24 protein-coding genes are annotated in these 26,633 nt (G+C 68.5%); 15 read left to right on the forward strand and 9 right to left on the reverse strand.

Features of this window, described 5'->3' with window-relative positions:
* Positions 1-9: 9 nt before the first annotated feature.
* From DPV79_RS22230 to DPV79_RS22240, 4 genes are all read right to left on the reverse strand, one after another.
* A complete protein-coding gene (locus DPV79_RS22230) occupies positions 10-2,496 on the reverse strand; it encodes a DUF5682 family protein (protein WP_113046478.1) in 2,487 nt (828 codons plus the stop codon).
* A 10-nt stretch (positions 2,497-2,506) separates the two neighbouring features.
* Entirely contained in the window at positions 2,507-2,665 is a 159-nt protein-coding gene (locus tag DPV79_RS42730; RefSeq protein WP_165843552.1) for a hypothetical protein, read from the reverse strand.
* 8 nt (positions 2,666-2,673) lie between these two features.
* Positions 2,674-3,780: an ATP-binding protein gene (locus tag DPV79_RS22235; RefSeq protein WP_021158777.1), complete on the reverse strand. Its 1,107-nt coding sequence runs from the start codon at positions 3,778-3,780 to the stop codon at positions 2,674-2,676.
* A 564-nt stretch (positions 3,781-4,344) separates the two neighbouring features.
* The gene (locus DPV79_RS22240) at positions 4,345-5,319 is read right to left on the reverse strand and encodes an NAD(P)H-dependent flavin oxidoreductase (RefSeq protein WP_059484897.1); all 975 of its coding nucleotides are present in this window, start codon (positions 5,317-5,319) and stop codon (positions 4,345-4,347) included.
* A 334-nt stretch (positions 5,320-5,653) separates the two neighbouring features.
* Between DPV79_RS22240 and DPV79_RS22245 the strand changes: the two genes are divergently transcribed.
* The 4 genes from DPV79_RS22245 to pal all read left to right on the forward strand — a co-directional run bounded on the left by DPV79_RS22245 (position 5,654) and on the right by pal (position 9,762).
* Positions 5,654-6,646 (forward strand): GlxA family transcriptional regulator, encoded by a 993-nt coding sequence (locus DPV79_RS22245; protein WP_048024642.1) that lies wholly within the window; start codon positions 5,654-5,656, stop codon positions 6,644-6,646.
* A gap of 93 nt (positions 6,647-6,739) precedes the next feature.
* Positions 6,740-7,411, forward strand: a complete 672-nt coding sequence (locus DPV79_RS22255) for a hypothetical protein (protein ID WP_244321797.1) — start codon at positions 6,740-6,742, stop codon at positions 7,409-7,411.
* Positions 7,412-7,689: 278 nt separating this feature from the next.
* Positions 7,690-8,886, forward strand: a complete 1,197-nt coding sequence (locus tag DPV79_RS22260) for a porin (protein ID WP_059683583.1) — start codon at positions 7,690-7,692, stop codon at positions 8,884-8,886.
* A gap of 384 nt (positions 8,887-9,270) precedes the next feature.
* On the forward strand, positions 9,271-9,762 hold the full coding sequence (gene pal, locus DPV79_RS22270; protein WP_059683585.1) for a peptidoglycan-associated lipoprotein Pal: 492 nt from the start codon (positions 9,271-9,273) through the stop codon (positions 9,760-9,762).
* 142 nt (positions 9,763-9,904) lie between these two features.
* Here the strand turns inward: pal and DPV79_RS22275 are convergent, their stop codons facing one another.
* Complete coding sequence (locus tag DPV79_RS22275) at positions 9,905-10,369, reverse strand: hypothetical protein (protein WP_113046479.1); 465 nt, start codon at positions 10,367-10,369, stop codon at positions 9,905-9,907.
* Between the two features lie 202 nt (positions 10,370-10,571).
* Between DPV79_RS22275 and DPV79_RS42735 the strand changes: the two genes are divergently transcribed.
* Positions 10,572-10,736, forward strand: coding sequence for a hypothetical protein (locus tag DPV79_RS42735; protein WP_165580347.1), 165 nt, complete (start codon positions 10,572-10,574; stop codon positions 10,734-10,736).
* An 89-nt stretch (positions 10,737-10,825) separates the two neighbouring features.
* On the opposite strand, the gene DPV79_RS22280 is transcribed toward DPV79_RS42735, so the two are convergent.
* The 4 genes from DPV79_RS22280 to DPV79_RS42200 all read right to left on the reverse strand — a co-directional run bounded on the left by DPV79_RS22280 (position 10,826) and on the right by DPV79_RS42200 (position 16,243).
* The gene (locus DPV79_RS22280) at positions 10,826-12,085 is read right to left on the reverse strand and encodes a cytochrome c (protein ID WP_113046480.1); all 1,260 of its coding nucleotides are present in this window, start codon (positions 12,083-12,085) and stop codon (positions 10,826-10,828) included.
* Positions 12,082-12,855, reverse strand: a complete 774-nt coding sequence (locus tag DPV79_RS22285; RefSeq protein ID WP_113046481.1) for a (2Fe-2S)-binding protein — start codon at positions 12,853-12,855, stop codon at positions 12,082-12,084. The genes DPV79_RS22280 and DPV79_RS22285 overlap by 4 nt, the downstream gene beginning before the upstream one ends.
* The gene (locus DPV79_RS22290; protein ID WP_113046482.1) at positions 12,852-15,728 is read right to left on the reverse strand and encodes a xanthine dehydrogenase family protein molybdopterin-binding subunit; all 2,877 of its coding nucleotides are present in this window, start codon (positions 15,726-15,728) and stop codon (positions 12,852-12,854) included. The genes DPV79_RS22285 and DPV79_RS22290 overlap by 4 nt, the downstream gene beginning before the upstream one ends.
* Before the next feature lie 140 nt (positions 15,729-15,868).
* Entirely contained in the window at positions 15,869-16,243 is a 375-nt protein-coding gene (locus DPV79_RS42200; RefSeq protein ID WP_133295703.1) for a hypothetical protein, read from the reverse strand.
* On the opposite strand from DPV79_RS42200, the gene DPV79_RS22295 reads away from it, so the two are divergent.
* The 10 genes from DPV79_RS22295 to DPV79_RS22340 all read left to right on the forward strand — a co-directional run bounded on the left by DPV79_RS22295 (position 16,242) and on the right by DPV79_RS22340 (position 26,615).
* Positions 16,242-17,792: a sensor domain-containing diguanylate cyclase gene (locus DPV79_RS22295; RefSeq protein ID WP_113046483.1), complete on the forward strand. Its 1,551-nt coding sequence runs from the start codon at positions 16,242-16,244 to the stop codon at positions 17,790-17,792. The two genes, DPV79_RS42200 and DPV79_RS22295, sit on opposite strands and share 2 nt — an antisense overlap.
* 243 nt (positions 17,793-18,035) lie before the next feature.
* Positions 18,036-18,311: a hypothetical protein gene (locus DPV79_RS22300; RefSeq protein ID WP_021158762.1), complete on the forward strand. Its 276-nt coding sequence runs from the start codon at positions 18,036-18,038 to the stop codon at positions 18,309-18,311.
* A 242-nt stretch (positions 18,312-18,553) separates the two neighbouring features.
* Entirely contained in the window at positions 18,554-19,594 is a 1,041-nt protein-coding gene (locus DPV79_RS22305; RefSeq protein WP_059683597.1) for a succinylglutamate desuccinylase/aspartoacylase family protein, read from the forward strand.
* Positions 19,595-19,697: 103 nt separating this feature from the next.
* Positions 19,698-19,994 (forward strand): type II toxin-antitoxin system MqsR family toxin, encoded by a 297-nt coding sequence (locus DPV79_RS22310; protein WP_021158759.1) that lies wholly within the window; start codon positions 19,698-19,700, stop codon positions 19,992-19,994.
* Position 19,995: 1 nt separating this feature from the next.
* Positions 19,996-20,397 (forward strand): type II toxin-antitoxin system MqsA family antitoxin, encoded by a 402-nt coding sequence (locus DPV79_RS22315; RefSeq protein ID WP_059861535.1) that lies wholly within the window; start codon positions 19,996-19,998, stop codon positions 20,395-20,397.
* Positions 20,398-20,714: 317 nt separating this feature from the next.
* Positions 20,715-21,275, forward strand: a complete 561-nt coding sequence (locus DPV79_RS22320) for a GNAT family N-acetyltransferase (protein ID WP_060125629.1) — start codon at positions 20,715-20,717, stop codon at positions 21,273-21,275.
* 56 nt (positions 21,276-21,331) lie between these two features.
* The gene (locus tag DPV79_RS22325) at positions 21,332-22,279 is read left to right on the forward strand and encodes an ABC transporter substrate-binding protein (RefSeq protein WP_021158756.1); all 948 of its coding nucleotides are present in this window, start codon (positions 21,332-21,334) and stop codon (positions 22,277-22,279) included.
* Positions 22,280-22,347: 68 nt separating this feature from the next.
* Positions 22,348-23,397 (forward strand): LLM class flavin-dependent oxidoreductase, encoded by a 1,050-nt coding sequence (locus DPV79_RS22330; RefSeq protein ID WP_113046484.1) that lies wholly within the window; start codon positions 22,348-22,350, stop codon positions 23,395-23,397.
* Between the two features lie 7 nt (positions 23,398-23,404).
* Positions 23,405-24,757, forward strand: coding sequence for an LLM class flavin-dependent oxidoreductase (locus tag DPV79_RS22335; protein ID WP_113046485.1), 1,353 nt, complete (start codon positions 23,405-23,407; stop codon positions 24,755-24,757).
* A 70-nt stretch (positions 24,758-24,827) separates the two neighbouring features.
* Positions 24,828-26,615 carry an amino acid ABC transporter permease/ATP-binding protein gene (locus tag DPV79_RS22340; protein WP_113046486.1) on the forward strand — a complete coding sequence of 596 codons (1,788 nt, stop codon included), beginning with the start codon at positions 24,828-24,830 and terminating at the stop codon, positions 26,613-26,615.
* The last annotated feature ends 18 nt before the right edge of the window (positions 26,616-26,633 follow it).

Here is a 26,633-nt window from a genome sequence, read left to right on the forward strand (position 1 = left end):
ATCGGCACTTCACGACGCCTCCGGATCGGGCGTGAGCCCCCAGCGGCGCAAACGGCCGAGCACCTGCGCCTCGATGCGCGCGGCGTGCGCGGCCTCTTCGGGCGACGCATCGTCCGCGTGCCGCTCCGTCAGCACGCGGCGTGACAGGTGTGTCGCGTCGTGCAGCGCGAGCACCTGATCCGCGAGCTGCCCGCGCTCCCGCGGCGGCAACCACGCGAACGCGCTGCGCAAGCCCGGCAACGCGAGCACGAAATCGGCGTCGTCGAGCGCGCGTATGGTCGCGTCCATGCCCGCGACGAAAGCCGGTGCGCTCGCCAGTGTCTCGCGCGCCAGCGCAAGCAAACCGCCGAGCGCATCGCCGAGCGCGGCGGCCGGCATCGCCCGCAGCAGCGCCATCGCATCGTCGATACCGGCGACGGGTTGACCGTCGTCGACGCCGGCCTGCCCCGCCAGGCCGAGCAGCGCGCCGAGCGCCGCGCCGCGACTCGCGGGCGCCGCCACCTTATCGGCGGCCTTGCGCCGCCAGACGGCCAGCGCGCGCAACGGCTCGATCGCGAGCGGCGTGTGGGCGACATCGTCGGCACCGGCCAGTACGTCGGCCACGATCCGGCGCAGCGCGACGTGCCCCTGCACGTGGGCGTCGAGATCGGCCGGCGGCAGCGCGGCGGCCGGCTCCAGCAACCATAGCGCGCGATCGAACCCGGCCTCGACGACGATCCGCAGCACCGGTGCATCGTTCATGCCGAGCAGATGGCCGTGACGCAGCAGCGTATGCAGGTTGCCGAGCGCCGGGGCGAGCGACTCGAAGCGCTGCTCGCGCGCGACCGCATCGTGCAGCGTGTCCAGCAGCGCGGTGCTCAGCGCTGCCAGCCCGGCCCACGCGGCGCGGTTCAGGCCAGCCGCGAGCGGCGCGATGCGCCCGCCTGCCTCACGCAATTCATCCTCGAGCCGCGCGCGTGCCGCGTCGGACAGCGTCGCGCCCCACGCGCCGGCTTCGATCAGCGCCGCCTGCTGCTCGAGCGGCTCGCCGAGCTGCCAGACTTCGTCGCGTTCGCCCGACATCGCAAGCTGTGCGCCCTGGCGGCGCACGATGCCCGGTACGCGCAGCAGCGCCAGCCGGTGCAGCACGCGGCTGCGCGCACGTCCCTGGTCGGTCAGCAGGTCGAGCGTCAGCGTGCCGTGCAGCACGATGCCGAGCGCGGCCAGCTCGTCGCGCACCGCGGCGACGAGCGGCGGTTGCGGCGTGCCGGGCGCGAGCTCGCCGGCGGCGTCGCCCGCCAGCGCATCCATCGCCTCGACCAGCACCGGATCGGTGCCGGCCCGCAGCGGCCCGCGATAGGTCCACGGCAGCGGCGCGTCGAGCGCCTCCTTCACCAGCGCGCCGGCCAGCGCGTCGAGCCAGTCGCAACGCAACGGCCGCGCGTGGCCGCGCAGGCGTGCCAGCCCTTCGGCCCGCACGTGCACGGCAATCAGGTCGGCCGTCGATACCGGCAGCTTGCGCGCGCGCAGCCGCTGCATCACGTTCTCGAGCACGCGACGCGCCGCCGCTTCCGCGCCGTCAGCCCAGACCCACTGGTAATAAGCCGGCGAAGGCATCCCCGATGCGTAGCCCGCGAACGCGTCGAGACGCTTGAACGTGTAAGGCACGAGATAGGAACCGTAGCGGACGCTGCGCGCGGCCTCATCGGCGGTCGTCGAATCCGTCTCGCACGCGCCGGCGCCATCGTCCCGTTCGTCGGGCACGGCACCGGCATCGCCGTCGATCGCGCCGGGTTCGGGCGTATCGGGCAACGCGGCCGGCTGCGTGCGCCAGAGTGTCGCCAGCGCCGGCGCGTGATAACCGCCGCAGACGACCAGCACGTCGTCCGCCTGCCCGTCGGCTTCGGCGACGGCCCACGCGATCCAGCGCGCCATCATCCGTTCGCGTGCCTGGTTGCCGAGCGAGCCCGGATCGTCGGCGCGCAGATGCGAGAAGTAGGTCGACAGGCGCGCCGCGAGTTCGTCCAGCGCGCCCGGCGTATCGCCGACGTCCTCGAACAGGTGGTCCCACAGCGCATCGCGGCCTTGCACCGCGAGCGTGTCCGCCAGCGCGCGCTCGTATGCGTCGGCGCGGGCCTCGTGTTCGGCGTCCGCGACATCGGCATAGCGGTTCTCGAGCCGCGAGAACGCCGCGTGCCACGCGGGCAGGTCGATGAACCGGACCGTCGCGCCGACTTCGCGCCCCGCCTGCAATGCCTGCCATTCCGGCGAATGCTCGGCGAACGGGGTCCACGAGCCGTAATTCGCGGAATCGCCGGACAGATAGCTGTAGATCGCGATCGGCAGGCGGTGCGGACGATACAGTTCGTCGAGCCGGCCGTTGAAGTCGGCCGGCCCCTCGATCAGCACGTAGCGCGGCCGCCGTGCGCGGATGCGCTCGGCCACCAGCCGCGCGCACGCGGGGCTGTGATGGCGGATGCCGACGATGTGCGGCTGGCCGGGCGTCACGGTCTGCATGCGGCGCCTGTCAGTCGAAGTCGATGCATACGGAGGCGCCGGACGCGACGCAGCCCGACCTGCCCTTGTCGATCTCTACGCCCTTTACGCCCTTTTTGCCGTGCTCGCGGCACGCATCGGGCACACGACGTCCCGGCCCGCGCACGCCGCCGCGATCGGTCGTACTCATGTTGCGCATCACGGCAGACGGTGGCGTGCCGCGTAATACGCGCGCCAATGCGCCCCTTCGCGCCGGGCGGCCTTCTGTTCGAAATAGCGGCGCAGCTTCGCGCGGTCGTCGGCGTTGTCCTTGACCACGGTGCCGGCGATGCAGTCGACGAGATCCTGCGGCGACCCTTCGCGCTGCTCGAGAAACCATGCGCGCACGCCGACCGCATGGGCGACGTTCACTGCTTCGGCCGTCGACATCACCGCCGTCAGCCGGTCCATCGCGCCGTCGCTGCCCGCCGCATCGCCAGCCCCGCCGCGCAAATCGCGAAACGTGGTGACCAGCAGTTCCAGCACCGGCTGCGGCACGGCCGCCGGAATGCCGCTGCCGGCCAGCAGGCGCGCGCTGGCTTCGCGCACGAGCGCGAGTTCGCTGTCGAAGTCGAGAATCGGAAACACGGTTTCGAAATCGAAGCGCCGCTTGAGCGCCGCGCTCATCTCGTTCACGCCACGGTCGCGCGTGTTCGCGGTCGCGATGATGTTGAAGCCCTCGCGCGCGTACAGCATCCCGTGTTCGCCGTGCAGTTCGGGCACGGCCATCACGCGATCCGACAGCATGCCGAGCAGGCAGTCCTGCACTTCCAGCGGCGCGCGCGTGATTTCCTCGAAGCGCACGATCCGGCCGTCGTGCATGCCCTGGTACAGCGGCGCGGGCACGAGCGCGCGCGGGCTCGGCCCTTCGTTGATCAGCAACGCGTAGTTCCAGCCGTACTTGATCTGGTCTTCGGTGATCGATGCGCCGCCCTGGATCGTCAGCGTCGACGTGCCGCTGATCGCGGCCGCCAGCAGCTCGGACAGCATCGATTTCGCGGTGCCCGGCTCGCCGACCAGCATCAGCCCGCGCCCGGTGGCAAGCGTGACGAGCATGCGCTCGATGCTCGCGATCGGCGCGACCACCTTCGGCGCGATGCCGAGCGAGCGATCGCCGGCAATGAATGCGCGGGCGGCCGTCAGACTCAGTTGCCAGCCCGGCGGGCGTGGTTGGGCGCCATCCTGCGCCTTCAGCTGCGCGAGCTGATCGGCATACAGGACTTCAGCGGGCGGACGCTGCAATGCATGCGGTTGAGACGGAGCCATGTCTGCTTCTTCTTGTCTTGTATTCGCGGTCGGGCTCGAAGGCCCTCGGAGCGCGAATTATATCGCCGCGCGCAAGATCTCGATCCGTCGATGACGGTATTTGTCATCTCATGGGCCGATCGCCGGAGCGGGCGCCGGCTTGCGATGGTCGAGCCGGGGAGAAACCGCTTCGGGCTCGCGTGGCGCAACGCGGTGGCGTCGGCCGGGCCGGAATCCGGATGACGTCCGGGGGGGCGCTGCCCGAAGGGAAAGCGGAATCGGGCAACCCGGGTTACCCGATCCTTAAAGGGAGAAGTCATTGAATTCACGAGCACCCGGCCGGCGTGAAGCGATTCAGTTCACGACGGACAGGGTGCTCGAGTCCGGTCGCGCCGCGAGGCGACTGGAACCGACGACGCGACAGACTCTACATCGACAAAGCGGCCGCCAACCGCACGCTTTCGATCATCGCCGCGGTCGCCCGGTTGGCCCTCGTCGACCACATCCCGCACGAATCCTCGCCGGCATCGCGCCGGCGACGATTCGTCGGCGACGGCCGGCGGCATCCCGCGTCGCCAATCCGGATCAAACCGCGATACGTGCCAGGCGGCTGCGGATGATCTCCGTCGCCTCGCTCACGATGCGCTCGACGAGTTCCTTCACGGTCGGGATATCGCGGATCAGGCCGACGACCAAGCCGCACGACCACGCGCCCGCGTCGAGCGCGCCCTCCTTCATGATGCGCGGATACACGCCGGCGACTTCTTCGGCGATATCGTCGAACCGGATGCCGGCGCCGAGCCTGCTTTCCTTTTCGAGAATGCGATCGACCGCGGCATTGCGCAGCACGCGCTCGGTATTGCGCAACGGGCGCATGACCAGGCGCGTATCCAGCTCGGAGGCCGCGACCAGCGCCTGCTTCACGTTCTCGTGCACCGGTGCCTCGCGGGTGGCGACGAAGCGCGTTCCCATGTTGACGCCGTCCGCGCCGAGCGAAAGTGCCGCAACCAGCGACCGGCCGTCAGCCATGCCGCCGGAGGCCACGAACGGAATCCTGAGTTCTTCGGCGGCGCGTGGCAGCAGAATGAAGTTCGGAATGTCGTCCTCGCCCGGATGGCCGCCGCATTCGAATCCGTCCACGCTGACCGCATCGCAGCCGATGGACTCGGCCTTCAGCGCGTGGCGAATCGACGTGCACTTGTGGATCACCTTGATGTGCGCTTCCTTGAGCGCGGCCAGGTAGGGCTGCGGGTTGTTGCCGGCCGTTTCGACGACCTTGACCCCGCCTTCGACGATGGCCCGGATATAGCCGGGATAGTCGGGGGACGTGACGGTCGGCAGGAACGTGAGGTTCACGCCGAACGGCTTGTCGGTCATTTCGCGGCAACGCCGGATTTCAGCGGCCAGATCGGCCGGCGATCGCTGGGTCAGGCCGGTGATGATGCCGAGTCCGCCGGCGTTGGAGACTGCTGCGGCCAGCTCCGCGTACCCGACATGGTGCATGCCGCCCTGGATGATCGGATAGTCGATGCCGAAGAGTTCGGTGATCCTGGTTTTCATGATGTTTGCGGTTCAGGTTGAGACGAAAGCGCCTTCGCATGCAGGGCACGCTGCGGCCCCGACGCGCGTCACCGCGCGGCTGAATCGGCGGTGCGAAGCCGACGGAAATCCACGCTGCCGGGCAACGGAGGCGCCTGCCGCTACCCGGGGGCGGCCACATTGGCCTTCTCGTGGCCCGGACGGCACACGATACTGCGTCCCCCGCGCTGCCGGCCGCATGGCGATCCTGTCGCTGCCCGCCAACTGGCGTCAGGTTGACACGACCAGTTTCCTCTCGGGCCGAACTGCCGTACATTGGCGAAACTGACACATCGAATGCGATATCCGACACCTCATGCCTCGCGCCGCCATTCTTGCGTATGACGATTGCTACGCGTCCAGCCTGGGCGGGTTCGCCGACATCCTGCAGATCGCGAACGCGCACTGGCGACGACAAAGGGGCGATGGCAATGCGCAGTTCGAATGGCGGTTCGTTTCTCCGACGGGGAAGCCGGTCATGGCGAGCAACGGCTTGCAACTGAACACGGAGCCGATCCGGCCGCGCGAGAAGTTCGACCTGGTTTTCATTCCCAGTGCGCATTACGCGAGCGGCAAGGCCTTCGACCGGTTGCTGGCACGACAGTCGGCCGCATGCGACTGGCTGGTTTCGCAATGGAACGCGGGGGCCTACCTTGCGGCGAACTGCACCGGCACGTTCGTCCTGGCCAGAACCGGCCTCCTGGACGAACGGCCCGCGACGACCACATGGTGGCTGGCCGATCAGTTCCGCAGCCGGTTTCCCCGCGTCGACCTTCAGCTGGAACCCGTCGTCACCGAAGCCGACCGCCTGATCTGTGCCGGGGCATCGGCGTCCTACCTGCTGCAGACCATCCATGTCATCGAGCGCTTCTGCGGGGCGGCCATCGCCGCGCAGTGCGCGAAGACGATGCTGATCGACGTCAGCCAGACGAAGCAATTGCCGTATCTCCCGTTGCTGGCAGACAAGGAACACGCCGACTCGCTGGTTCACCGCGCGCAGTATTGGCTGCAGAAGAACATGACGAAGGACGTGAAGATGTCGGAGATGGCGCATGAGCTCGGCGTGAGCGAGCGCACGATCATCCGCCGGTTCCGCGCGGCGCTGAATCAGCCGCCGTTGCGGTATTTGCAGAACCTGCGCATCGAAGCCGCGCGCGGCTTGCTGGAGGCCGGCGATCTCAGCCTCGAGCGGATTACGGCCCAGGTGGGATACAGCGATACCAGCTCGTTCTGCCGACTGTTCAAGGACAAGGTCGGCCTCAGCCCCGGCGCATACCGCGATCGCTTTCGCCCCGCGGGGGAATCGTAGACAACCCGACGTGAGCGCGCCGACACGATTCACGACCCGTTCGGTTACGATTGCCCGATCGCGCCCACGATCGAAGCGGTCGAGCCCGATGAAATGCAGCGGCGTCATACGGCGCTGCTGTCCGGCGGTCAGCAGACAACCCGAACGGCGCGCCGCGCGCGCCGTTCGATCACCCCGACCTTCGCGATGCACTATCACCCCGACGACATCTACCGGCTCTACCGGAGCGTGCCGACGCTGCTGCTGAACCGCCCGGCGCCGGCCGAACGGTTCCTGGCCGCTGCTGTCGAGACCGGCGCCGAACTCGGCCATGTGCTGCGCGACTATCCGCAGGTCCGCTACCAGCCGCTCGACTTCCACTACCTGTGCCAGCAAAGCCTGTGCGTGCTGGACGACACGCTGCTCGCCGACCTCACGGACGACATGAACATGGGATGGCGCGGCGCGCACTGGGCCGCGCTGTTGATCGCGTTATCGGGCGATGCGCGCCATCTGCCGCACCTCGACGAAGTCAGGCGCCACCGCGGCGTCGAGTGGGCGGCCGAGCTTGCGGAAGCCGCGTCCGGCCCCGACGCCGGGTCGTCGGCATTCCGTGGCTGCCGGTCGATCGTGCGCCTGCGCGATCAGCTTGCCGCGTTGCCGCGCGTCGCGGTCCGCTTGCGGCCCTGGCTCTCGCCGGAAGCACTCGAAGCCAGGGCGATCGCCGTTCGTGCCGCGTATCGCGGCGGTGGCATCGAAGCCGCGCTGCCGGTTGCCCGCCGCTAGGCTCCCCATCGGCCATCGCTCGACGGACGATCACGCGATGGTCAACTGAATCACCTGACCTCGCCCTTGAGCCCTTGAGCCCATCGCAAACCCGGCGACGGGTTTCCCGCCGAACCGCCCCTCTCCGCCTTCGTCCGCCGCGATTCCACGCGATTTCGCAGAGGACCTTTCCTGTGCAACGCCTTAATCGACCGGCGCGCGATCTCCAATAATGGCCGCTCGATCCGCCGGCCACCGCGCCGGTAAAACGATAAAAAACTCCTTTGCATTCCTACAAGATGAACAAACACGCCAGCACTCGACTCGCGGGGACCGCCATTGCCACCTGCCTGACCGCCTTCGCGTCGGACGGCGCACACGCGCAGAGCAGCGTGACGCTGTACGGCCTGATCGACACGTCGATCACCTACGCGACCAACCAGCGCACGCACGGCGCCGGCTCGCCGGGCAGCGGCACCGTCGCGATGACGAGCGGCGCCCTGAACGCGTCGCGCTGGGGGTTGCGCGGCCGCGAGGATCTTGGCGGCGGGATGGCCGCGATCTTCGGGCTCGAGAATGGTTTCTCGGGCACCACTGGCGCGCTGTCGCAGAAAGGCGTCGACATGTTCGGCCGCCAGGCATGGGTCGGCGTCAGCTCGAAGACGGCCGGCGAACTTACGTTCGGCCGCCAGTACGACCTGATCCTCGATTTCGTCACGCCGCTCGGCGCGTCCGGCCCCGGCTGGGGCGGCAATCTCGCGGTTCATCCGTACGACAACGACGATTCGAATCGCAACCTCCGCATCAACCAGGCGGTGAAGTACACGAGCCCGACGTATCGCGGGCTGAGGTTCGGCGCGATGTACGGGTTCTCGAACACGGCCGGCCAGTTCGCCAACAACGCGGCGTGGAGCGCGGGCGTGTCGTACGCGAACGGGCCGCTGAAGCTCGGCGCCGGTTACCTGAAGATCAGCCGCGACCGCAATGCGCCGAACCCGAACGGTGCACTCAGCACGGTCGACGGCTCGGCGACGATCACGGGCGGCAACCAGCAGATCTGGGCCGCGGCGGGCCGTTATGCGTTTGGGCCGCATTCGGTCGGCGCCGCGTGGTCGCACTCGACCACCGACGGCGTGACGGGCGTGCTCCAGGGCAGCGGCATCGCGCCGTTGAAGGGAGAATCGCTGGTGTTCGACAATTTCTCGGTCGACGGGCGCTTCGCCGTCACGCGTGCGTTGAGCCTCTCGGCCGCGTACACGTACACGATGGGCCGCTTCGACACGCGCACCGGCCAGACGCGGCCCAAATGGAACCAGGTCGTCGCGCAAGCCGACTATGCGCTGTCGAAGCGCACGGATGCGTATCTCGAGGGCGTCTACCAGAGCGTGAGCGGCGGCAACGGCAACCCCGCGTTCAACGCGACCGTCTGGACGCTGACGCCGTCGGCGAACAGCAACCAGGTCGTCGTTGCACTGGGGCTGCGGCACAAGTTCTGAAGACGAAGCACGGCGTCGCCACGCCGTCCGCGCAACGCATGCGTTTCGGCACGGCTCGATCGCATGCCCCGAGCCGCAAGGGCCGTGCCCGTGCGCGGCCTTTGCGCAGTGGCATCGCGCCGCGTGACGGCACGAATGCCGCCCGGTCTGTGGCGTCGACGCAAAAAAATGCGGAGAAACTGGTCACGCTGTGACATTTTTCCTAATCTGTTTGCAGCGACGCCGAGATTTGGCGTTCCGGCCGCAACACTCTTTCATATGGCGCACCACCGGCTTACGAACATGATTCACGTCGTAGGTGCCGGATCTTTCGCGCCGTTCGGCCGGATACGGGCGTGTCGATCGCCCCACGCGTTCAATGCAGTCAACCGCTGGAGACGAACGATGAGCAAAACGAACCGATTTGCGGTCCTGACAACCGTCGTACTGCTGGCCGGTTGCCACCATGCGGCCAAGACACCCGAGAATGCCGGCATGGAGCCCGCGCCCTCGAGCGAAGCCGTCGCAACGGTGACGGCCGACGAGCTCAACAATCCGAACAGCCCGCTCGCGAAGCGCAGCATCTACTTCGATTTCGACCAGTACTCCGTCAAGCCCGAATACCAGTCGCTGCTGCAGGCACACGCCGACTACCTGCGCAGCCATCCGGCGCGGCACGTGCTGATCCAGGGCAACACCGACGAACGCGGCACGTCCGAATACAACCTCGCGCTCGGCCAACGCCGTTCGCAGGCCGTGACGAGCGCGCTCGAAACGCTCGGTGTGCAAGCCACGCAACTCGAGGCAGTCAGCCTCGGCAAGGAAAAGCCGGTCGCGCTCGGCCACGACGAGGATGCGTGGGCACAGAACCGCCGCGCGGATCTCGTCTATCGTTGATCCCGGGCCGCCGTGACGGCGGCATTCGCTTCAGGAACAGCATGGCAGCCCGCTGGTCGCGCAAGCGGCCGCGCGGTGCCGCCCCTGCCCGCCGCCTGCACGCGATCGACGTGAAGGCGGCCGATCGCGCAACGCTTCGCGCTCAACGCCGGCGATCGAGCCGGCGATGCAGCCAGTGCGACATCACGGCCGACGTCACGATCGCATCGAGCGTGGCGATCGCGTCGATGTCGCTGAACTGGTCGATTTTCATCAGGTAACCCTCGAGTTCGACGAAACCGATCATCGCACCGGCGCCGACGACCATCCCCAGCAGCACGAACCAGCGCCGCCGGAGCCGCGTGCCGATTGCGCCCATGATGCCGCCGGTCACGGCCGCCGGCAGGAAGTAGCCGAACAGGAACGACGCGAAGAAGATCAGCGGAACCATGCCGGCACCGACTTTCAGTGCCTCCCACGACGGGCCGTCGATCAACGACCACCCGACCAGCATCACGGCCGGCCAGACGAGCGATGCGACCAGCGGGCCGCCGACCGCAAACGACAAGCAGCCGAGCACGGCGGGACGGAACGGACGCGACGACGGACGTTCAGCGGTGGCACTCATGTTTTTCGTGGTCGGAACCGGAATGGCGGCGTGCCGCAGTGTATCAACACGCCGTGCGACGACGCCGATCCGCCCCCTCGCATTCGACGATCCGCAAAACGCATGGAATAAACAGCCCGCCCGAAACGTTTCTTCAGCGCGCAGACGCACGGTTCACGCGAACCGGCCTTTCCCGCGGCCTGCGCGTTGCAAGGAGGTGAAAATGAGATCTGCAACCTTGGCCGCGGCGCTGATCGCGGCGCTGGTGCTCGTGCTGTCGGCAGGATGTACGTCGGGCGGCGGCGCGCCGCAAGGGCCGGGCATGAGCCGGTACGGCGGCAGTGGCGCGGGAGGTGCGGGCGGTGGCGGAGGAGGCAGCGGCTACTGAAGAACCGCCGCGAGCAGTCGGGCGACGCGTCGCGCACGAGCACCGGAAACCGGCTGAATCGCGCGCGACGCCCCGCCCGGCGGCACGACTTAACGCATGGCCTTCACGTCGGCCGGCGTGACGCTCGCGGGCTGGCCGCCCCACGTCGCACGCAGGTAGTTCGCGAGCTGCGCGAGTTCGTCGTCGCTCAGCGTGTGCGCGAAACCGGGCATCGGCTGCAGGTTCTCGAACCCGGCGAACTTCTGCTCGCCGATGCCGTCGAGCATCGCGACCAGCAGGTTGCGCGGGTCGCCCTGGCGCACCGTCGAATTGCCGTTCATCGGCACCGCCACGTGCGGCTTGCCTTCGCCGTTGAAGCCGTGACACCCCGCGCAGACCGCGAGATACACCGAGCGGCCGGCCGCGAGTTGCGCGGCGTCGGCCGACACCGGCTTCACCGGTTGCGGCGCGGGCGGCGTATCGCCCAGCAGGTACACGGACAGCGCACGCAGGTCGTCCTTCGTCATGTACTGCGTGCTCAGGTGCACGACCGGGTACATCTCGCCGAATGCCGAGCCTTGCGGCGCGATGCCGACGCCGAAGAACGTCTGCAGGTCGGCGCCCGTCCAGCCGCGCGCGGCAAGGCCGGCCGGCGTGATGTCGGGCGCGGCCACGCGGCCGAGCGCCGCGCCCGCGAACGGCTTCGCGCTGTCGAGCTGGCCCGTGAACGCGCGCGGCGTGTGGCATTCCGCGCAGTGGCCGAGCGCACCCGCCAGGTAGCGGCCGCGCTGCCAGTCGGCGGACTGGCCGGCCGAGGCATCGGGCAGGCTGTCCTTCAGGAACACCATGTCCCAGAAGACCATCCCGAAACGCAGGTTGTACGGGAACTTCAGCTCGTGCTCGCGGTTTTCCTGCGCGACCGGCCTGACGGTTTTCAGGTACGCGTACATCGCGTCGGAATCGGCACGCGTGAGCTGCCGGTACGACGTGTACGGCATCGACGGATACAGGCGCTTGCCCGGCGCCTTGCCGTCATGCAGCGCGGCGTAGAAATCGTCCGCGCTCCAGCTGCCGATCCCGTGATCCTTGTCCGGCGTGATGTTCGAGCCGTAGAACGTGCCGAACGGCGATTCGAGGGGCGCGCCGCCGGCGAACGGCGCGCCGTCCTTCGCGGTGTGGCACGCGGCGCAGTCGGCGGCCTTGACGAGATAACGGCCGCGCGCGACCGGGTCGGCACCGGGCGCGCCGGAAGCGGCGTTCGAGGCCGGTGCGTCGTGGCCGCCGCAAGCGGCGAGCAGCAGCGCGCAAGCCGCCGCGAGCACGGGGAGGCCCGCAGCCCGCGCGACACGATGAGCGAATGTGCGTTTCATGCGGCGTCCTTCACGAGTCCCGGCGTCGTCAGCACCACGTCCTTGACGGCTTCGTAGTAGCGGACATAGCCCGTGCAGCGGCAGAGGTGCGCATCGAGCGCCTCGGTGATCGTGCGCTCGACGTCGGCCTTCGCAACCGGCTCGCGCTTCAGGCGTTCGATCAGCACGGTCGCCGCGTTGACGAAACCCGGCGTGCAATAGCCGCACTGGAAGCTGAAGTGCTCGAGGAACTTCTGCTGGATCGGCGACAGCTCGACCACTTCGCCCGCTTCGTTGCGCTTCGCGTGGCCTTCGATCGTGCGGATCGTGCGGCCGTGGAAGAAATGCGCGCCGGTGATGCAGGTGCGCATTTCCTCGCTCGTGCCGTCCGGCTTGTCGACGATCACGACGCACGCGTGGCAGATGCCCTGCCCGCAGCCGAGCCGCGACCCGGTGAGGCCCGCGTATTCGTGCAGGAACTCGATCATCATCAGCCCTTCCGGCACCTGCATCGGGCCGACGGACTTGCCGTTGATGTTGATCGACAGCGGTTTCGACTGGAACCGGACGAGCGGACGCTCGACGGCGGCCGGTGCCGAGGCCGGTGCCGGCACAGCCGGGGCCGAGGCCGAGGCCGGTGCCGGCACAGCCGGGGCCGAGGCCGAGGCCGGTGCAGGCACAGCCGGGGCCGAGGCCGAGGCCGGTGCAGCCGAAGCCTGGGCCGGTGCGGAAGCGCCGGTCGCAGCGGCGCTGGCGCTCGCGGCCGAAGCCGCGGTTTGGGCGGTCGTCATGCGAGCACCTCCTGAATCTTTTGCGGGGTCACCGGCAGGTCGGTGAAACGATGGCCGATCGCGTGCGCGATGCCGTTCACGATCGCGCCGACGACGGGGATCATCACCACTTCGGCGACGCCCTTCGGCGGATCGGTCTCGGACAGCGGCGGCAGCACGTCGCCCGTCTGCGTCCAGACGGCGACGTCGGATGCGCGCGGCAGCTGGTAACGGTTGAAGTTCCACGTGCCGTTGCCGGGGCCGTCTTCATACAGCGGCAGGTATTCGTGCAACGCGTGGCCGATACCCATCGCGAGACCGCCCTGCAACTGGCCCGACACGAGCTGCGGCGAAATCTGGTTGCCGCATTCCATGATCGAGTGATGCGTGAGCAGCTCGACCTTGCCGGTCGCTTCATGCACGGCCAGCTCGACCAGCGTGCCGACCGCCGTGTAGTACGTGACGGCCGCGTTGTTGCGGCTCGTCGGCGGGATGAACACGCGCTTGCGGTCCAGCACGCGGTAGCCGTTCGCGGTCGGCGCCAGCGTGCCGCGCATCGCGGTCGCGCCGGCTGGCGCGGCGGTGCCGGGCACCGGGCCGTTGTCGCCCGTCTTCGGTGCGCCGACGCGCAGCGACAGCCCGTCGATCGGCAAACGATCGACCACGCCGCCCACTTCGAACTCGGCGTCGGTCCACTGCCAGCGGTTGAACACGTGCACGACGGCGCCGGTCGGCAGGCCGAGCGCATGCGCCTGCTTCGCGAGCTGTTCGAACGACAGCGGCTCGAGACCGTCGGCGGTCAGCTTGCCGTCGACCCAGCGCGCGTCCTCGATGCGGATCGTGTACGGCGCGGCCTGGCCGCCGCCGAGGCCGCGCGTCCAGATCGACATCGCCGCCGGCCACAGGCCGTAGCGGAACACCGCGCGCGCGGCTTCGCGCGTGCTGTGCGTGAAGTAGTACGCGGAGTTCGTCGCGCTCGACGGCGACGCATAGCTCGGCGACCAGCGCGGGTTCGCGCTCAGGCGATCCTGGTCGGCCTGCGACATGATGTACGGATCGCCGCTGGTCTCGACCGGCAGGTCCGGCCATTCGGTCACGGCGACCTGCACGTCCGTCGCCGGACGGCCGAGCCACTTCACGACGGCCACGGCCTGCGACGTCGACATCCCGGTGCCGATCTCGGCAGCCGTGTGGCGCAGCGACACCTTGCCGTTCTCGTCGAATTCGACCTTCGCGAACGACGCTTCCGCGCCCGTGCCGAAGTCCTTCTGCACGCACGCGAAACCGACGCCGTAGCGCTTGCCCGGGTGTGCAGCCTCGTATTCGGCCTTGCGCGCGGCGCGGCGCGTCCACAGCGGATGCTGCTTCGAGCGCTCGAGCACCTCGTCGACGCGCAGCGCGCCGGCGGGAATCGCCCCTTGCGTGTTCTTCATCCCCGAACGCAGCGCGTTGCGCAGGCGGAAATCGATCGGGTCGATGTTCAGCTGCGCGGCGATCTCGTCGACCGCCATCTCGGTCGCCGCCATGCTCTGCAGCGTGCCGTAGCCGCGCGCGGAACCGGCATCGATCGCGCGCGATGCAATCGCCACGGCCGCGAGGTCGCTCTTCGGGAAGTAGTAGATCGATTGCGCGGCCGTCGCGCCGACCATCGCGACCGACGGCGAGAAGTTCGAGCGCCCGCCGCCGTTCGCCTCGAAGTCGCCCTTGAACGACTGCAGCAGGCCCGTGTTGCGGTCCACGGCGATCCGGTAATGCATCTTGAACGCGTGACGCTTCAGCGACGTCTGGAACTGTTCGTAGCGATCGTTCGCGAAACGCACCGGGCGGCCGTCCGCGTACAGCGCGCAGACGAGGCCGTAGAACGGCACGTTGAAGTGATCCTTCGAGCCGTAGCCGACCGTGTAGCACGGATGCACGAACAGCTTCTTCACCGGGAAGCGGCACTTCGCGACCATCGCGGCCGCGTTCTCCGCCACTTCGAGCGGCGACTGGGTCGGCACGACGAGGTGCAGCGACTGCGTCGCGGCGTCGTACCAGCAGTTCGCGTTGTCGGGTTCGAGCGCGGCCGTATCGACCGACTGCGTGCTGTATTCGCGGTCGAACACGAGCCAGTCGGCCGACGGATGGTCGAGCTCGCTGGCGATCTGCCCGGCGAGGAACATGCCCTGCTCGTCGAGCTTGCCGTGCTCCTTGCCGTCCGGCCAGACCGGCAGGTGCTTGCGCATCATGCTCGGGAAGATCGGCGCGTCCTTCAGGCTCGAATAGACATCGTCGTCGTAGGCGGTCTTGCCGCCCACGCGCACGTAGCGGAAGGTGCCCCACGGATCGCGCTCGAGCGGGCCCGTGACCGCGCCGTAGCGGATCACGTCGTCGCGGAACTTGAGCGCGTTCTTCGCGAAGCGGAAGCGCGCGAAGTCGTGATAGATGAGGATCGCGACCGCATGGCCGAGATACGCGGGCGTCTTGCCGGCGGGCAGCAGCATGTCGTCGCCGTAGAACGCCGGGAACGCGACGCCGTCGCGCACGAGATCGTCGGCCGTGACCACGCGGTCCGGTTTCAGCTCGTCGCCGAGCAGCGAAAGGTCGAAGCCTTCGTACGTGCGGTCGGCCTGCGTGACACGCAGGATCAGCGCATGAGACTGCTGCTGCGGCCAGTGCGGCATGTCGGCTGCGCGCACGTCACGGGCGAACACTTTCGAGCCCGTGACCTTCGCGATGCCGTCGATGCGGAATTGGGGGATGCCGGTGACGCTATCCCATTTGACGGGGGTGAGGAGTTTTTCTTCGAAGAGCGCCGCGAACGCGCGGCTGCCCAGGGGCGCGACATACACTGCGACGCCCGCCAGCACGCTGGCTTTCAGAAAACCCCGCCGTGACAGGCCGTGGTTTTTCATTGGGGGGAACCTCCTGATACGGCTCGGACGGCGATCGGATGTCGCGACGTTCGGAGCGGCGCGCATTCTGGCATTGTTTTTGATATATCGCCTATAGTATTTCCCGCATGAAATACTTATTGAATTTCTTATAACGGTATTCAGCCGGGCTGCGACAGCCGGTCGCGGGTGGCAATCAGGTCATCAGGTCGCATCGCCTGCCCGCTTGCGGCGGTTTCGTTCGTGTCGATCGCGCCCGGCGGATACGTGCCTGTCTCCTGTCGATCGCCGAGCCTTGTTCGGTTCGCAACGATGCTGCCCCGGCGCCGGCGAATGCGCAAGACTTTCGTGGGCGTGGTTGACGACTGGTGGCCGACGCGGCAAGCGGGTCCGCCGGGCGATCCGGGCAACCCGCGCCGCCCGTTTTTCATGGTAATGTCGTGCGCATCCGGCCTGGCCGGGCTTCCGCCACGTGCCGTGCGGGTGCCGCCAGCCATCGCGATATCGAGCGACATCGTGTCGAGGTCAAAAACCATGGCAGTCAGGGCATCTCTCCTGCACTCCGTTCTCGCCACTCCCCCCTCCGGCAACCACCGTGTGACGGCCGCGCTGCGCCCGTCGATGCTCGTTACCCTGTTCGAGGACGTCCGACCGATGGCGCTCTCAGGGCTCGCGAGCGGCTTCGTCGCGGCCGTCGCGCTGATCCGGCTGCAGCAGCTCTGGTGCCTCGCGTGGCTGATCGTCGACGTCGGCCTGCTTATCGCGCGGCTCTCGATCGTGCGTGCGTACACGGTTCAGCGCGACGGCGGCGACGACCGCGCCGAATACTGGGCGATGCGCTATGCGCCCGTGTCGCTCGTCGCGTGCTTCGTGCTCGGCCTCGGCGTGATGGGCTGCGTGCAGGCCGTCGACGTCGAGCTCGGCACGCTGTCGGTGATGGTCGCGGGCGGCGTGTTCGGCGGGATCGCGTCGCGCAATTCGGCGCTGCCCCGGCTCGCGATGACGCAGGTCACGGTCGGCGTGCTGCCGATCGGCATCGGCGCGTTGCTGGCCCAGCGACCGGGGGCGTGGCTGCTGCTGCCGCCGCTCGCGATCTACCTCGTCGCGATGCGCACCGTCGTCCAGCGTCACTATCGCGTGCTCGTCGCGCTGATTGCCGCGCGCCAGCGCAACGCCGAACTCGTCGCGCGCTTCGACGCCGCGCTGACCTACATGCCGCACGGCCTGTGCATGATCGACGGCGAGCGCCGCGTGATCGTCGCGAACCGGCGCACCGCGCAACTGTTCGGCTCGCCGCGCCAGATCATGCTCGATACGCCGCTGCCCGACGTCGTCGCGGCGCTCGGCGCGAACGACGCGATCGATCCCGGCGGCGCCCGTCTCGCCGCGCAGTGCGAGATCTGGCTGGCCTGCGACGAACCCGCACCGCTCGACCTGGTGCTCGCCGACGGCCGCCAGCTCGAACTGACGCGCCATCTCGTGCCGGACGGCAACGCGGTGATCATCGTCGAGGACGTCACCGCGCGCCGCCAGACCGAACAGCACATCCGGCATCTCGCGCGGCACGATGCGCTGACGGGGTTGCCGAACCGCCACGAACTGCATGCGGAACTCAAGCGGATGCTCGCGAGCCGGCCACGCACGCCGGAGTCCGGGCTCGCCGTGATGTATCTCGACCTCGACGGCTTCAAGGCGATCAACGACCGGTTCGGCCACCAGGCCGGCGACGACGTGCTGACGCAGGTTGCCGAGCGACTCGGCAAGACGCTGCCGCCCGGCGAGCTGGCCGCGCGCATCGGCGGCGACGAATTCGTCGTCGCGATCGACGGCGCGACGATGCACGCGTGCTCGCTCCTCGCCGCGCGCATCATCCGGCAGATCTCGGCGCCGTACACGCTGTCGATCGGCGAGACCGTGATCCTGGGGATCAGCATCGGCATCGCACTCGACGACGGGCATGGCTCCCCCGACGAACTGATCCGGCAGGCCGACAGCGCGCTGTACGACGCGAAATCGGCCGGCAAGGGCATCTACCGCTTCTATTCGAGCGGCAGCAGCCGGGTCACGCCGGCCACCGCGAGCTGACCCGGCTGCGCAGCCCTCTTTCTCCCGCGTCAACGCCTCCCGACGAATCAATTCCGAAACGCTTTGCGTGACCACACGTGGCGTCGCGCGCGCGCGTGTCACGTGACGTGTCCCGTAACATCGGCGCCCACGGCCCGTCACGTTGGCTGCAGAAGCCTGCACGATCGATGCAGTGCGGGGCTTTTCGAACCTGGCACTCTTATTGCTCCCTGTCAGGGAAACAGGTGGTCAGGGAGACCCAACATGAATACCGTCGAAGTCCTCAGCCGCAGCGAAACCATCGACGAACTGGATGTGATCGACGGCGCATCGCTGATCCGCCGGCTCGTTTCCGAACGCCGCATGCCGGCCGCACGCGAAGCCCGATGCGTCGACAATCCGCCGCTGACGCTGTACGGCGCTTTTCGCCAGGGCGTCGCCGATCACGCCGCGCGCCGCGCGAATCCGTATCGTGCCGGCAGCCGTTTCTGGGCACTGTGGGAAGAAGGACGTCTCGAAGCTGAAACATCGGGCCGGTGAGCCGGCCTGGCACGCCGGCCCCGTCGTGACAAGGGCCGGCGCGAAACGCCGGGCCCGAATGAGGCCGGCAGGCGTTCACCGCTGCAACATCGCACCGGGTTCCGCGCATCGGCTTTGCAACTCGCCCTGATGCCTCCATGCGCTTGCCGGCTGATGGCGTTCGCCGTCGCTCGCGCCCGGCGCGGCGCGCGGCGGTCGTTTCCCGATAAGATGGCAGATTCCGTTCATCGAACGATGCCGCCATGACCGCCTCCTCCTCACACCGCAATCCCATCCACTGCGAAATCGATCTCGACGCACAAGGCAAGCACGCGGGCTACCTGCGGCTGCCGCATTCCGTACACCGCTCGGCGTATGGCTGGCTGCCGATCCCGATCGCGTCGATTCGCAACGGCGACGGCCCGGTCGCGCTCGTGATGGCCGGCAACCACGGCGACGAGTACGAAGGCCAGATCATCGTGTCGCAACTGATGCGCGAGATCGATCCCGGGATGGTCAGCGGGCAGCTGATCCTGCTGCCGATGGCGAATTTCCCGGCGGCGGACGCGGGCCTGCGCGTGTCGCCGCTCGACCAGGGCAACCTGAACCGCAGCTTCCCCGGCGACCCGGCCGGCACGCCGACGCAGATGATCGCCCACTACATCGAGCATGTCCTGCTGGCGCGCTCGCAGTATCTGGTCGACCTGCACTCGGGCGGCAGCTCGCTGCTGTACCAGGGCGGCAACATGCTCGCGATCGACCCGCTCGACGCCGACGAAGCCGCGAAGCTCAACGGGCTGCTGGTCGCGTTCGGGTTGCAGAACGCGCTGCTGCACGCGCCGAATCCCGTGCACTCGGCCTCGGCCGCGCGCCGCCAGGGCGCGATCTCGATCGTGACCGAACTCGGCGGTGCCGGCATGGCCGACCCGTCGCTGATCCGGCTCGGTCGCCACGGGCTGCTGCACTACCTCGGTTACATCGGCCTGCTGCACGGTGCGCTCGTGCCCGACGCGCCGCCCACCGTCACGCGCTTCATGCGTGTCGACGGCGATCGCCACTTCGTCTACGCGTACGAGCGCGGGCTGTACGAGCCGCTCGTCGAACTCGGCGACCAGGTGAAGGCCGGGCAGCCGGCCGCGTGGGTGCACTTCCCCGATACGCCGCTGCGCGAGCCGGTGCTGCACCGCTTCAAGGGCGACGGCGAAGTGGTGTGCAAGCGCGTGCCCGCGCAGGTGCAGCGCGGCGATTGCCTGTTCCAGCTCGCGGAGTTGTCGGCCCCGCCGAGCATCGGCCAGACGGCCTAAAACCGGATCCATCTCCTTTCCATGCGGTCTGCCAGTCATGGCGGACGGCATCCGCTCGCCATTAACCAACTTGACAAATTAACTTACTTGGTTATGATCGCCAATGGAAAAGAGAAGGCCTCATTGCAAGCTGTCCCTCGTCAAGGCGCTGGTCGAATCCGGCCAGGTCCGGTTGACCGCGAGCGCGGTACTCGGCGCGCGGCAACTCGGTTTCACGGAACGGGAGGCGCTCGATGTCGTGATGTCGCTGACCGACCTCGACTTCCACAAGAGCATGACGACGTACGCCGACCACACGATCTGGCAGGACGTCTACCGGCCGTTGACGGTGCGTGGCGACGTGTACCTGAAACTGACGGTGATCGACGATGTGCTGATCGTGTCTTTCAAGGAGCGATGAAATGAAATGTCCTGCATGCGGTGCCGCGAAGCTGGTCCACGACACGCGCGACATCCCTTATACCTACAAGGGCCGGTCGACTGTCGTCCGCGCCATCACCGGCGAGTTCTGCCCGGCCTGCGGGGAATCGGTACTGGATCTCGACGAAGCGACCCGTCTCGGCGAAGCGATCAGCGAGTTCAACAAGCAGGTGAACGCCACCATCGTCGACCCGAATTACATCGCGAAGGTACGCAAGAAGCTGAGGCTCGACCAGCGCGAGGCGGCCGAGCTTTTCGGCGGCGGCGTCAACGCGTTCTCCCGTTACGAAACAGGCAAGACGAATCCGCCGCTTGCCCTCGTGAAACTGCTGAAGATCCTCGATCGTCACCCCGATCTGCTCGCCGAAGTCCGGGCGGCATAAGCACTCGCATGTCGGCATCGCGCACGCGCGTGCATCGGCTTCGATGCACGCGCATGCACCGCGTCGTCGCCACCCCACTCCCGCTGCGAGCCTTCTGACGTCCGCCGCGAAATCCTTATCGAAATTGCTTCGTTCGCCTTTGCCGGCCGCGCCGCTAACGTGTTCAAAACGGCGGCGGCCCGCCACCTGCATCCCCGCAGGACACGCACCGGCCGCCGCCATCACGACAACCGCGTCGCGATAACGGAACAGACCGGACGGGCCGCGTGCCCGCACCCCGCCAGGAACGTCCGCATCGCGCGCCCTTCGCGATGCCCATGGCCACGACCGATCGCATCATCGACACGACGCCGCTCGACGTCCGCGCGCAACCGCTGATCGACGCACTGATCGACGAGTATTCGACCCGTTACAACGCGTATCGCCCCGACAGCCACGCGTCCGCACGCGAGGAGCTCGCGCGCTACCCGGCCGAACTGTTCGCGCCGCCCGAAGGCGCATTCGTGCTGCTGCTGCGCGACGGCGAGACGATCGGCGGCGGCGCGTTCAAGCGCTACGACGCGCAGACCGCCGAGCTCAAACGCATCTGGACCCGCGCGGACCTGCGCCGTCAGGGCCTCGCACGCATCATCGTGGAGGCACTCGAACTGCGCGCCGCGCAGCAGGGCTATCGTCGCATCTACCTGACCACCGGTTTTCGCCAGCCCGAGGCATGGGCGCTGTACGACCGCACCGGCTATACGCGGCTGTTCGATTCGTCGATCGCCCCCGAGGTGCATTACCACCTGCGGTTCGGCAAGGATCTCGCCGATCCGTCGCGCACGTCGACGCTGGCCGACCTGTGGGCGCCCGCGCCCGAACCGGCGCTGCCGCGCTGACCGCCGCCGCGCCCCCGCCTTCCTCCGATTACCGCTTGCCACCACAGGACGCTTTCATGCAACGAGCCGTACCGTTTTCTTCCCGTGCCGCGCGCACGCTGGCCACCGCATTGATTGGCCTGACCGCGTTCGCCGCGGCCGCGGCCGCCGCCACGTTCGACTTGAGCCCCGAACAGCGCGGGCGCCCGCGCGGCGTGGCCGATGCGGCAGTCGAGCGCGCGGTGCCCGCGTCGTTCAAGTTCGCCGAACCCGGCACGCTGACGATCGGCATCGCACCGAGCCTGCCGCCGATCAGTTCGTATGCAACCGATGCGCGCACGGTGATCGGCTTCGACGCCGACGTCGGCCAGCTCGTGTCCGACAGCCTCGGCCGCAAGCTGAAGATCGTCGCGCTCGCGTGGGCCGACTGGCCGCTCGCGCTCGAATCCGGAAAAGTCGACGCGGTGATCTCGAACGTCACCGTCACCGAGGAGCGCAAGCAGAAGTTCGATTTCTCGACCTACCGCAAGGACCAGGTCGGCTTCTACGTGCGCAACGACAGCAAGATCCAGGCGATCCGCGAGCCGAAGGACGTCGCGGGGCTGCGTGTCGTGACCGATGCCGGCACCAACCAGGAAAAGATCCTGCTCGCGTGGGATCGCGAGAACGTCGCGCACGGGCTGAAACCCGTGCAGATCCAGTACTACGACGACCAGGCGATGCGCATCGTCGCCGTGCAGTCGGGCCGTGCCGATGCCGTGTTCAGCGTGAACTCGGTGCTCGCGTACCAGAGCGCGCAGCAAGGCAAGACGCGGCTCGTCGGCGCAATCAGCGGCGGCTGGCCGCGCACGGCCGACATCGCGATCGCGACGCGCCGCGGCAGCGGGCTCGCCGATCCGCTGACCGTCGCGCTGAACGGGTTGATCAGGAACGGCCGCTACCAGCAGGTGCTCGACCGCTGGAACCTCGCGTCCGAAGCGATCGACCAGTCGCGCACGAATCCGCCCGGGCTGCCGAAGAGCTGAGCGCCACGCCCGCCCTTCGTCCCGTCCCGTCACGCTTACTTCACGCTCAAGCAGGAACGCCGCCCACCATGTCTTATTCGCTTTCGTTGCTGGACAAGAGTCCGATCGCCGACGGCGCGAACGCCGCCGACGCGTTGCGCTTCACCACGACGCTCGCGCAGCGCGCCGAACAGCTCGGCTACGAGCGCTTCTGGGTCGCCGAGCATCATGGCACGCAGGCTTTCGCGAGCTCCGCGCCGGAGATCGTCGTCGCGCACCTGCTCGCGCATACGTCACGCATCCGCGTCGGCTCGGGCGGCGTGATGCTGCAGCACTACAGCCCGTTCAAGGTCGCCGAGACGTTCAAGGTACTGGCTGCGCTCGCGCCGGGCCGCGTCGACCTCGGCGTCGGCAAGGCGCCCGGCGGGTTGCCGCTGACCACGCGCGCGCTGCAGTGGTTCCACGACAAGGCGCGCAAGCCGGACTTCGCGGGCCAGCTCGCGGAACTCGACGCGTTTCTCGGCTGGGGCGTGGCAGAGGATCACCCGCTCGCCGGCGCGGTCGCGCTGCCCGTGCCGCCGCACGCGCCCGAACGCATCCTGCTCGGCGGCTCGCCGGACAGCGGCACGCTCGCCGCGCGCAGCGGCTGGCGCTTCTGCTACGCGGGGCATTTCAACGGCGACGACGCGAACATCGAACGCTCGCTCGACGCGTACCGCAGCGCGGGCGGCACACGGCCGCTGGTCGCGCTGTACGCGGTGGCCGCGCCGACGCGCGACGAGGCCGAGCAGCTGATCGGGCCGCTGAAGATCTTCAAGCTGCAACTCGCGGGCGGGCAGAGCTTCAACCTCCCCAGTGCGCAGGCGGCCGCCGAATTCGCGCGGCAGAGCGGCGCGTCCGACTATCGCATCGACGAGCTGCGCCCGACGGTGCTGGCCGATACCCCCGATCGCGTGCACCACGCGCTCGATGCGCTGAGCCGGCGGCTCGACGTCGACGCGTTCGTGATCGATTCGCCGGTGACCGACTACGCGGCGCGGCTCGCATCGGCCGAATGGCTCGGCGGCGCGCTGTCGGCCACGCCGTTGCAGGCGGCCCTCGCGGCCGACCGCTCCCTTTCCCCTGACCAGAACGCGTGACGCTCCCATGACGACCCGACGATCGATCCCTTTCGGCCTGATGCTGCAAGGCGCAGGCAGCCACATGAACGCATGGCGGCACCCGAGCAACCCGCCGGACGCGAGCATCAACCTCGATTTCGCGATCGGCATCGCCCGCAAGGCGGAAGCCGCCGGCATCGCCTTCGCGTTCGTCGCGGACGGCCTCTACATCAACGAGAAGTCGATCCCGCACTTCCTGAACCGCTTCGAGCCGCTGACCGTGCTGTCGGCGCTCGCGGTCGCGACGAAGAAGATCGGGCTCGCGGGCACGATCTCGACGTCGTACAGCGAGCCGTTCACGGTCGCCCGCCAGCTGGCGTCGCTCGATGCGATCAGCGGCGGGCGCGCGGGCTGGAACGTCGTGACGACGCCGCTCGAGGGCACCGCGAAGAACTTCGGCAAGGCGCATCCCGATCATGAGTTGCGCTACGAGATCGCCGACGAATACCTCGACGTCGTGCAGGGCCTGTGGGACAGCTGGGACGACGACGCATTCGTGCGCGACCGCGCGACCGGCCGCTTCTTCGATCGCGACAAGCTCCACACGCTCAATCACCACGGCCGCTTCTTCCAGGTCGCGGGCCCGCTGAACATCCAGCGGTCCCCGCAGGGGCAGCCGGTGATCTTCCAGGCCGGCTCCTCCGACACCGGCATCGGGCTCGCCGGAAAGTATGCGGACGCCGTGTTCACGCATTCGCCGTCGCTCGACGAGACGGCCGCGTTCACGCGGCGCGTCAAGCAGAGCGCGATCGAGCACGGCCGGCAAGGCAGCGACGTGAAGGTCTTCCCCGGCATCGGGCCGATCGTCGGCCGCACGGCCGCCGAGGCCGAGGACAAATACCAGGCGATCCGCGACCTGCTGACGATCGACGAGGCGCTCGCCTATCTGGGCCGCTATTTCGATCACCACGATTTCACGCAGTACGCGCTCGACGCGCCGTTCCCGGAGCTCGGCGAGCTCGGCCGCAACAGCTTCCGCTCGACCACCGACCGGATCAAGGCCGACGCGAAGCAGAAAGGCCTGTCGCTGCGCGAGACGGCGCTCGCAGTCGCCACCCCGCGCCCGAACTTCATCGGCACGGCCGAGCATGTCGCCGACGAGCTGATCCGCTGGCACGACGCGGGCGCCGGCGACGGCTTCATCCTCGGCTTTGCGGTGCAGGCGCAAGGCGTCGACGATTTCGTCGAACTCGTGATCCCGGTGCTCGAGGCGCGCGGCCGCTACAGCCGCGACCTGCCCGGCGCGACGCTGCGCGACCACCTCGGCCTGCCGCGCAAGGCAAGCCGTCACGCGGTGCCTGACGCGTCGCCCGAAACGGCGGCCGAAGCGCACGCCTGACACCCGCCGCCGCGCCGCCCGTGCGCGTGCGCGGCGCGTCCGCCCGACCGATTCGAGGATTTCCACCGACATGAGCGACACGACCCACCTCGGCGGCGCGCTGCCGCCGCTCTCTTCCCCCGGCGCGCGCGACGCCGGCACGCGTTTCCGGATCGTGCCCGCGCGCCACCGGTCGCGCACGGCCGGCACCGTGCTCGCCGTCGCGCTGATCGCGATCGTCCTGCATTCGATACTCGGCAACCCGCAATGGGGCTGGCCGGTGTTCGCCGAATGGTTCCTGTCGCCGCCGGTGCTGTCGGGGCTCGCGCGCACGCTGGTGCTGACGCTGCTCGGCGCGGTGTTCGGCTTCGTGCTCGGGGCGTTCGTCGCGCTGGCCCGGCTGTCGCGTTCGCGGCTGCTGTCGGCGAGCGCGTGGGCCTTCGTGTGGCTGTTCCGCTCGATTCCGCTGATCGTGCTGCTGCTGATCCTGAACAACCTCGGCTACCTGTACGAGCATGTGCGGCTCGGCGTGCCGTTCACCAGCATCGTGTGGTTCGACACGCCGACCACCGACCTGATCAGCCCGTTCCTCGCGGCCGTGCTCGGCCTCACGCTGAACCACGCGGCGTTTTCCGCGGAAGTGATTCGCGGCGGCATTCTCGCGGTCGACCAGGGGCAGCTCGAAGCGGCGGCCGCGCTCGGGCTGCCGCGCGGCCGCCAGACCACGCGGATCGTGCTGCCGCAGGCGATGCGCGCGATCCTGCCGACCGCGTTCAACGACCTGATCTCGCTCGCGAAAGGCACGTCGATGGTCTACGTGCTCGCGATGCCGGAGCTGTTCTATACGGTGCAGGTGATCTATCGCCGCAATCTCGAGGTGATTCCGCTGCTGATGGTCGCGACCGTCTGGTACCTGATCATCCTGACCGTGCTGTCGGCGATCCAGGTGCAGGTCGAGCGTCACTATGCGCGCGGCGCGCTGCGCAACCCGCCGCCATCCGTCGTCACGTTCGCGCTCGCGCGCCTCGGCGCGCTGTGGCGGCGTGTCAGGTCCCGCCGCGATGATTCGCTCGTGCGCGTCGAAGGCGATGCCGATACGGCGGCCGTCGCACCACGCGCCGGCGGCGAAGTGGCCGTGCATGGCGTATCGAAACAGTTCGGCATGCAGCGTGTGCTCGACAACGTCTCGTTCGTCGCGCCGCGCGGCAGCGTGACCGTGATCGTCGGGCCGTCGGGCTCGGGCAAGTCGACGCTGCTGCGCACGATCAACCATCTCGAACGCGTCGACGACGGCTTCATCGACATCGACGGCGAACTGATCGGCTATCGCCGCGACGGCGACGTGCTCTACGAGTTGAAGGAGCGCGACGTGCTGACGCGGCGCACCGCCGTCGGGATGGTGTTCCAGAACTTCAACCTGTTCCCGCACCTGACCGTGCTCGAGAACCTGATCGAGGCACCGGTCGCCGTCGGCGGCGTCACGCGCGACGCCGCCGAGCGCGTTGCCCGCACGTTGCTCGCTCGCGTCGGTCTCGCGGACAAGGCCGATGCGTATCCGCGCCAGCTCTCCGGCGGCCAGCAGCAGCGCGTCGCGATCGCGCGGGCACTCGCGTTGCGCCCGAAGGTGCTGCTGTTCGACGAACCGACTTCCGCGCTCGACCCGGAACTCGTGAACGAGGTGCTCGACGTGATCAAGGAACTCGCGCGCTCGGGCACGACGCTCGTGATCGTCACGCACGAGATCGGCTTCGCGCGCGAAGTCGCGGACAACGTGCTGTTCATGGAGCGCGGGCGCATCGTCGAATCCGGGCCGCCGGCCGTCGTGCTCGACGCGCCGACGCATGCGCGCACGCGCGCGTTCCTGTCGCGGGTGCTGTGATGCGCGCCGCTGCCGACT

Source organism: Burkholderia reimsis, assembly GCF_003294055.1.
Classification (GTDB): Bacteria; Pseudomonadota; Gammaproteobacteria; order Burkholderiales; family Burkholderiaceae; genus Burkholderia; species Burkholderia cepacia.

Coding starts and splice junctions, on each gene's coding strand:
- DPV79_RS22310 (WP_021158759.1), top strand. CDS start 19,698: ATGGAAAAGAGAAGGCCTCATTGCAAGCTGTCCCTCGTCAAGGCGCTG.
- DPV79_RS22275 (WP_113046479.1), bottom strand. CDS start 10,369: ATGAGTGCCACCGCTGAACGTCCGTCGTCGCGTCCGTTCCGTCCCGCC.
- DPV79_RS22305 (WP_059683597.1), top strand. CDS start 18,554: ATGACCGCCTCCTCCTCACACCGCAATCCCATCCACTGCGAAATCGAT.
- DPV79_RS22315 (WP_059861535.1), top strand. CDS start 19,996: ATGAAATGTCCTGCATGCGGTGCCGCGAAGCTGGTCCACGACACGCGC.
- DPV79_RS42730 (WP_165843552.1), bottom strand. CDS start 2,665: ATGAGTACGACCGATCGCGGCGGCGTGCGCGGGCCGGGACGTCGTGTG.
- DPV79_RS22295 (WP_113046483.1), top strand. CDS start 16,242: ATGGCAGTCAGGGCATCTCTCCTGCACTCCGTTCTCGCCACTCCCCCC.
- DPV79_RS42735 (WP_165580347.1), top strand. CDS start 10,572: ATGAGATCTGCAACCTTGGCCGCGGCGCTGATCGCGGCGCTGGTGCTC.
- DPV79_RS22255 (WP_244321797.1), top strand. CDS start 6,740: ATGCAGCGGCGTCATACGGCGCTGCTGTCCGGCGGTCAGCAGACAACC.
- DPV79_RS22340 (WP_113046486.1), top strand. CDS start 24,828: ATGAGCGACACGACCCACCTCGGCGGCGCGCTGCCGCCGCTCTCTTCC.
- DPV79_RS22240 (WP_059484897.1), bottom strand. CDS start 5,319: ATGAAAACCAGGATCACCGAACTCTTCGGCATCGACTATCCGATCATC.
- DPV79_RS22285 (WP_113046481.1), bottom strand. CDS start 12,855: ATGACGACCGCCCAAACCGCGGCTTCGGCCGCGAGCGCCAGCGCCGCT.
- DPV79_RS22325 (WP_021158756.1), top strand. CDS start 21,332: ATGCAACGAGCCGTACCGTTTTCTTCCCGTGCCGCGCGCACGCTGGCC.
- DPV79_RS22245 (WP_048024642.1), top strand. CDS start 5,654: ATGCCTCGCGCCGCCATTCTTGCGTATGACGATTGCTACGCGTCCAGC.
- DPV79_RS22290 (WP_113046482.1), bottom strand. CDS start 15,728: ATGAAAAACCACGGCCTGTCACGGCGGGGTTTTCTGAAAGCCAGCGTG.
- DPV79_RS22330 (WP_113046484.1), top strand. CDS start 22,348: ATGTCTTATTCGCTTTCGTTGCTGGACAAGAGTCCGATCGCCGACGGC.
- DPV79_RS22280 (WP_113046480.1), bottom strand. CDS start 12,085: ATGAAACGCACATTCGCTCATCGTGTCGCGCGGGCTGCGGGCCTCCCC.
- DPV79_RS22300 (WP_021158762.1), top strand. CDS start 18,036: ATGAATACCGTCGAAGTCCTCAGCCGCAGCGAAACCATCGACGAACTG.
- DPV79_RS22335 (WP_113046485.1), top strand. CDS start 23,405: ATGACGACCCGACGATCGATCCCTTTCGGCCTGATGCTGCAAGGCGCA.
- DPV79_RS22260 (WP_059683583.1), top strand. CDS start 7,690: ATGAACAAACACGCCAGCACTCGACTCGCGGGGACCGCCATTGCCACC.
- DPV79_RS22320 (WP_060125629.1), top strand. CDS start 20,715: ATGGCCACGACCGATCGCATCATCGACACGACGCCGCTCGACGTCCGC.
- pal (WP_059683585.1), top strand. CDS start 9,271: ATGAGCAAAACGAACCGATTTGCGGTCCTGACAACCGTCGTACTGCTG.
- DPV79_RS22235 (WP_021158777.1), bottom strand. CDS start 3,780: ATGGCTCCGTCTCAACCGCATGCATTGCAGCGTCCGCCCGCTGAAGTC.
- DPV79_RS42200 (WP_133295703.1), bottom strand. CDS start 16,243: ATGGTTTTTGACCTCGACACGATGTCGCTCGATATCGCGATGGCTGGC.
- DPV79_RS22230 (WP_113046478.1), bottom strand. CDS start 2,496: ATGCAGACCGTGACGCCCGGCCAGCCGCACATCGTCGGCATCCGCCAT.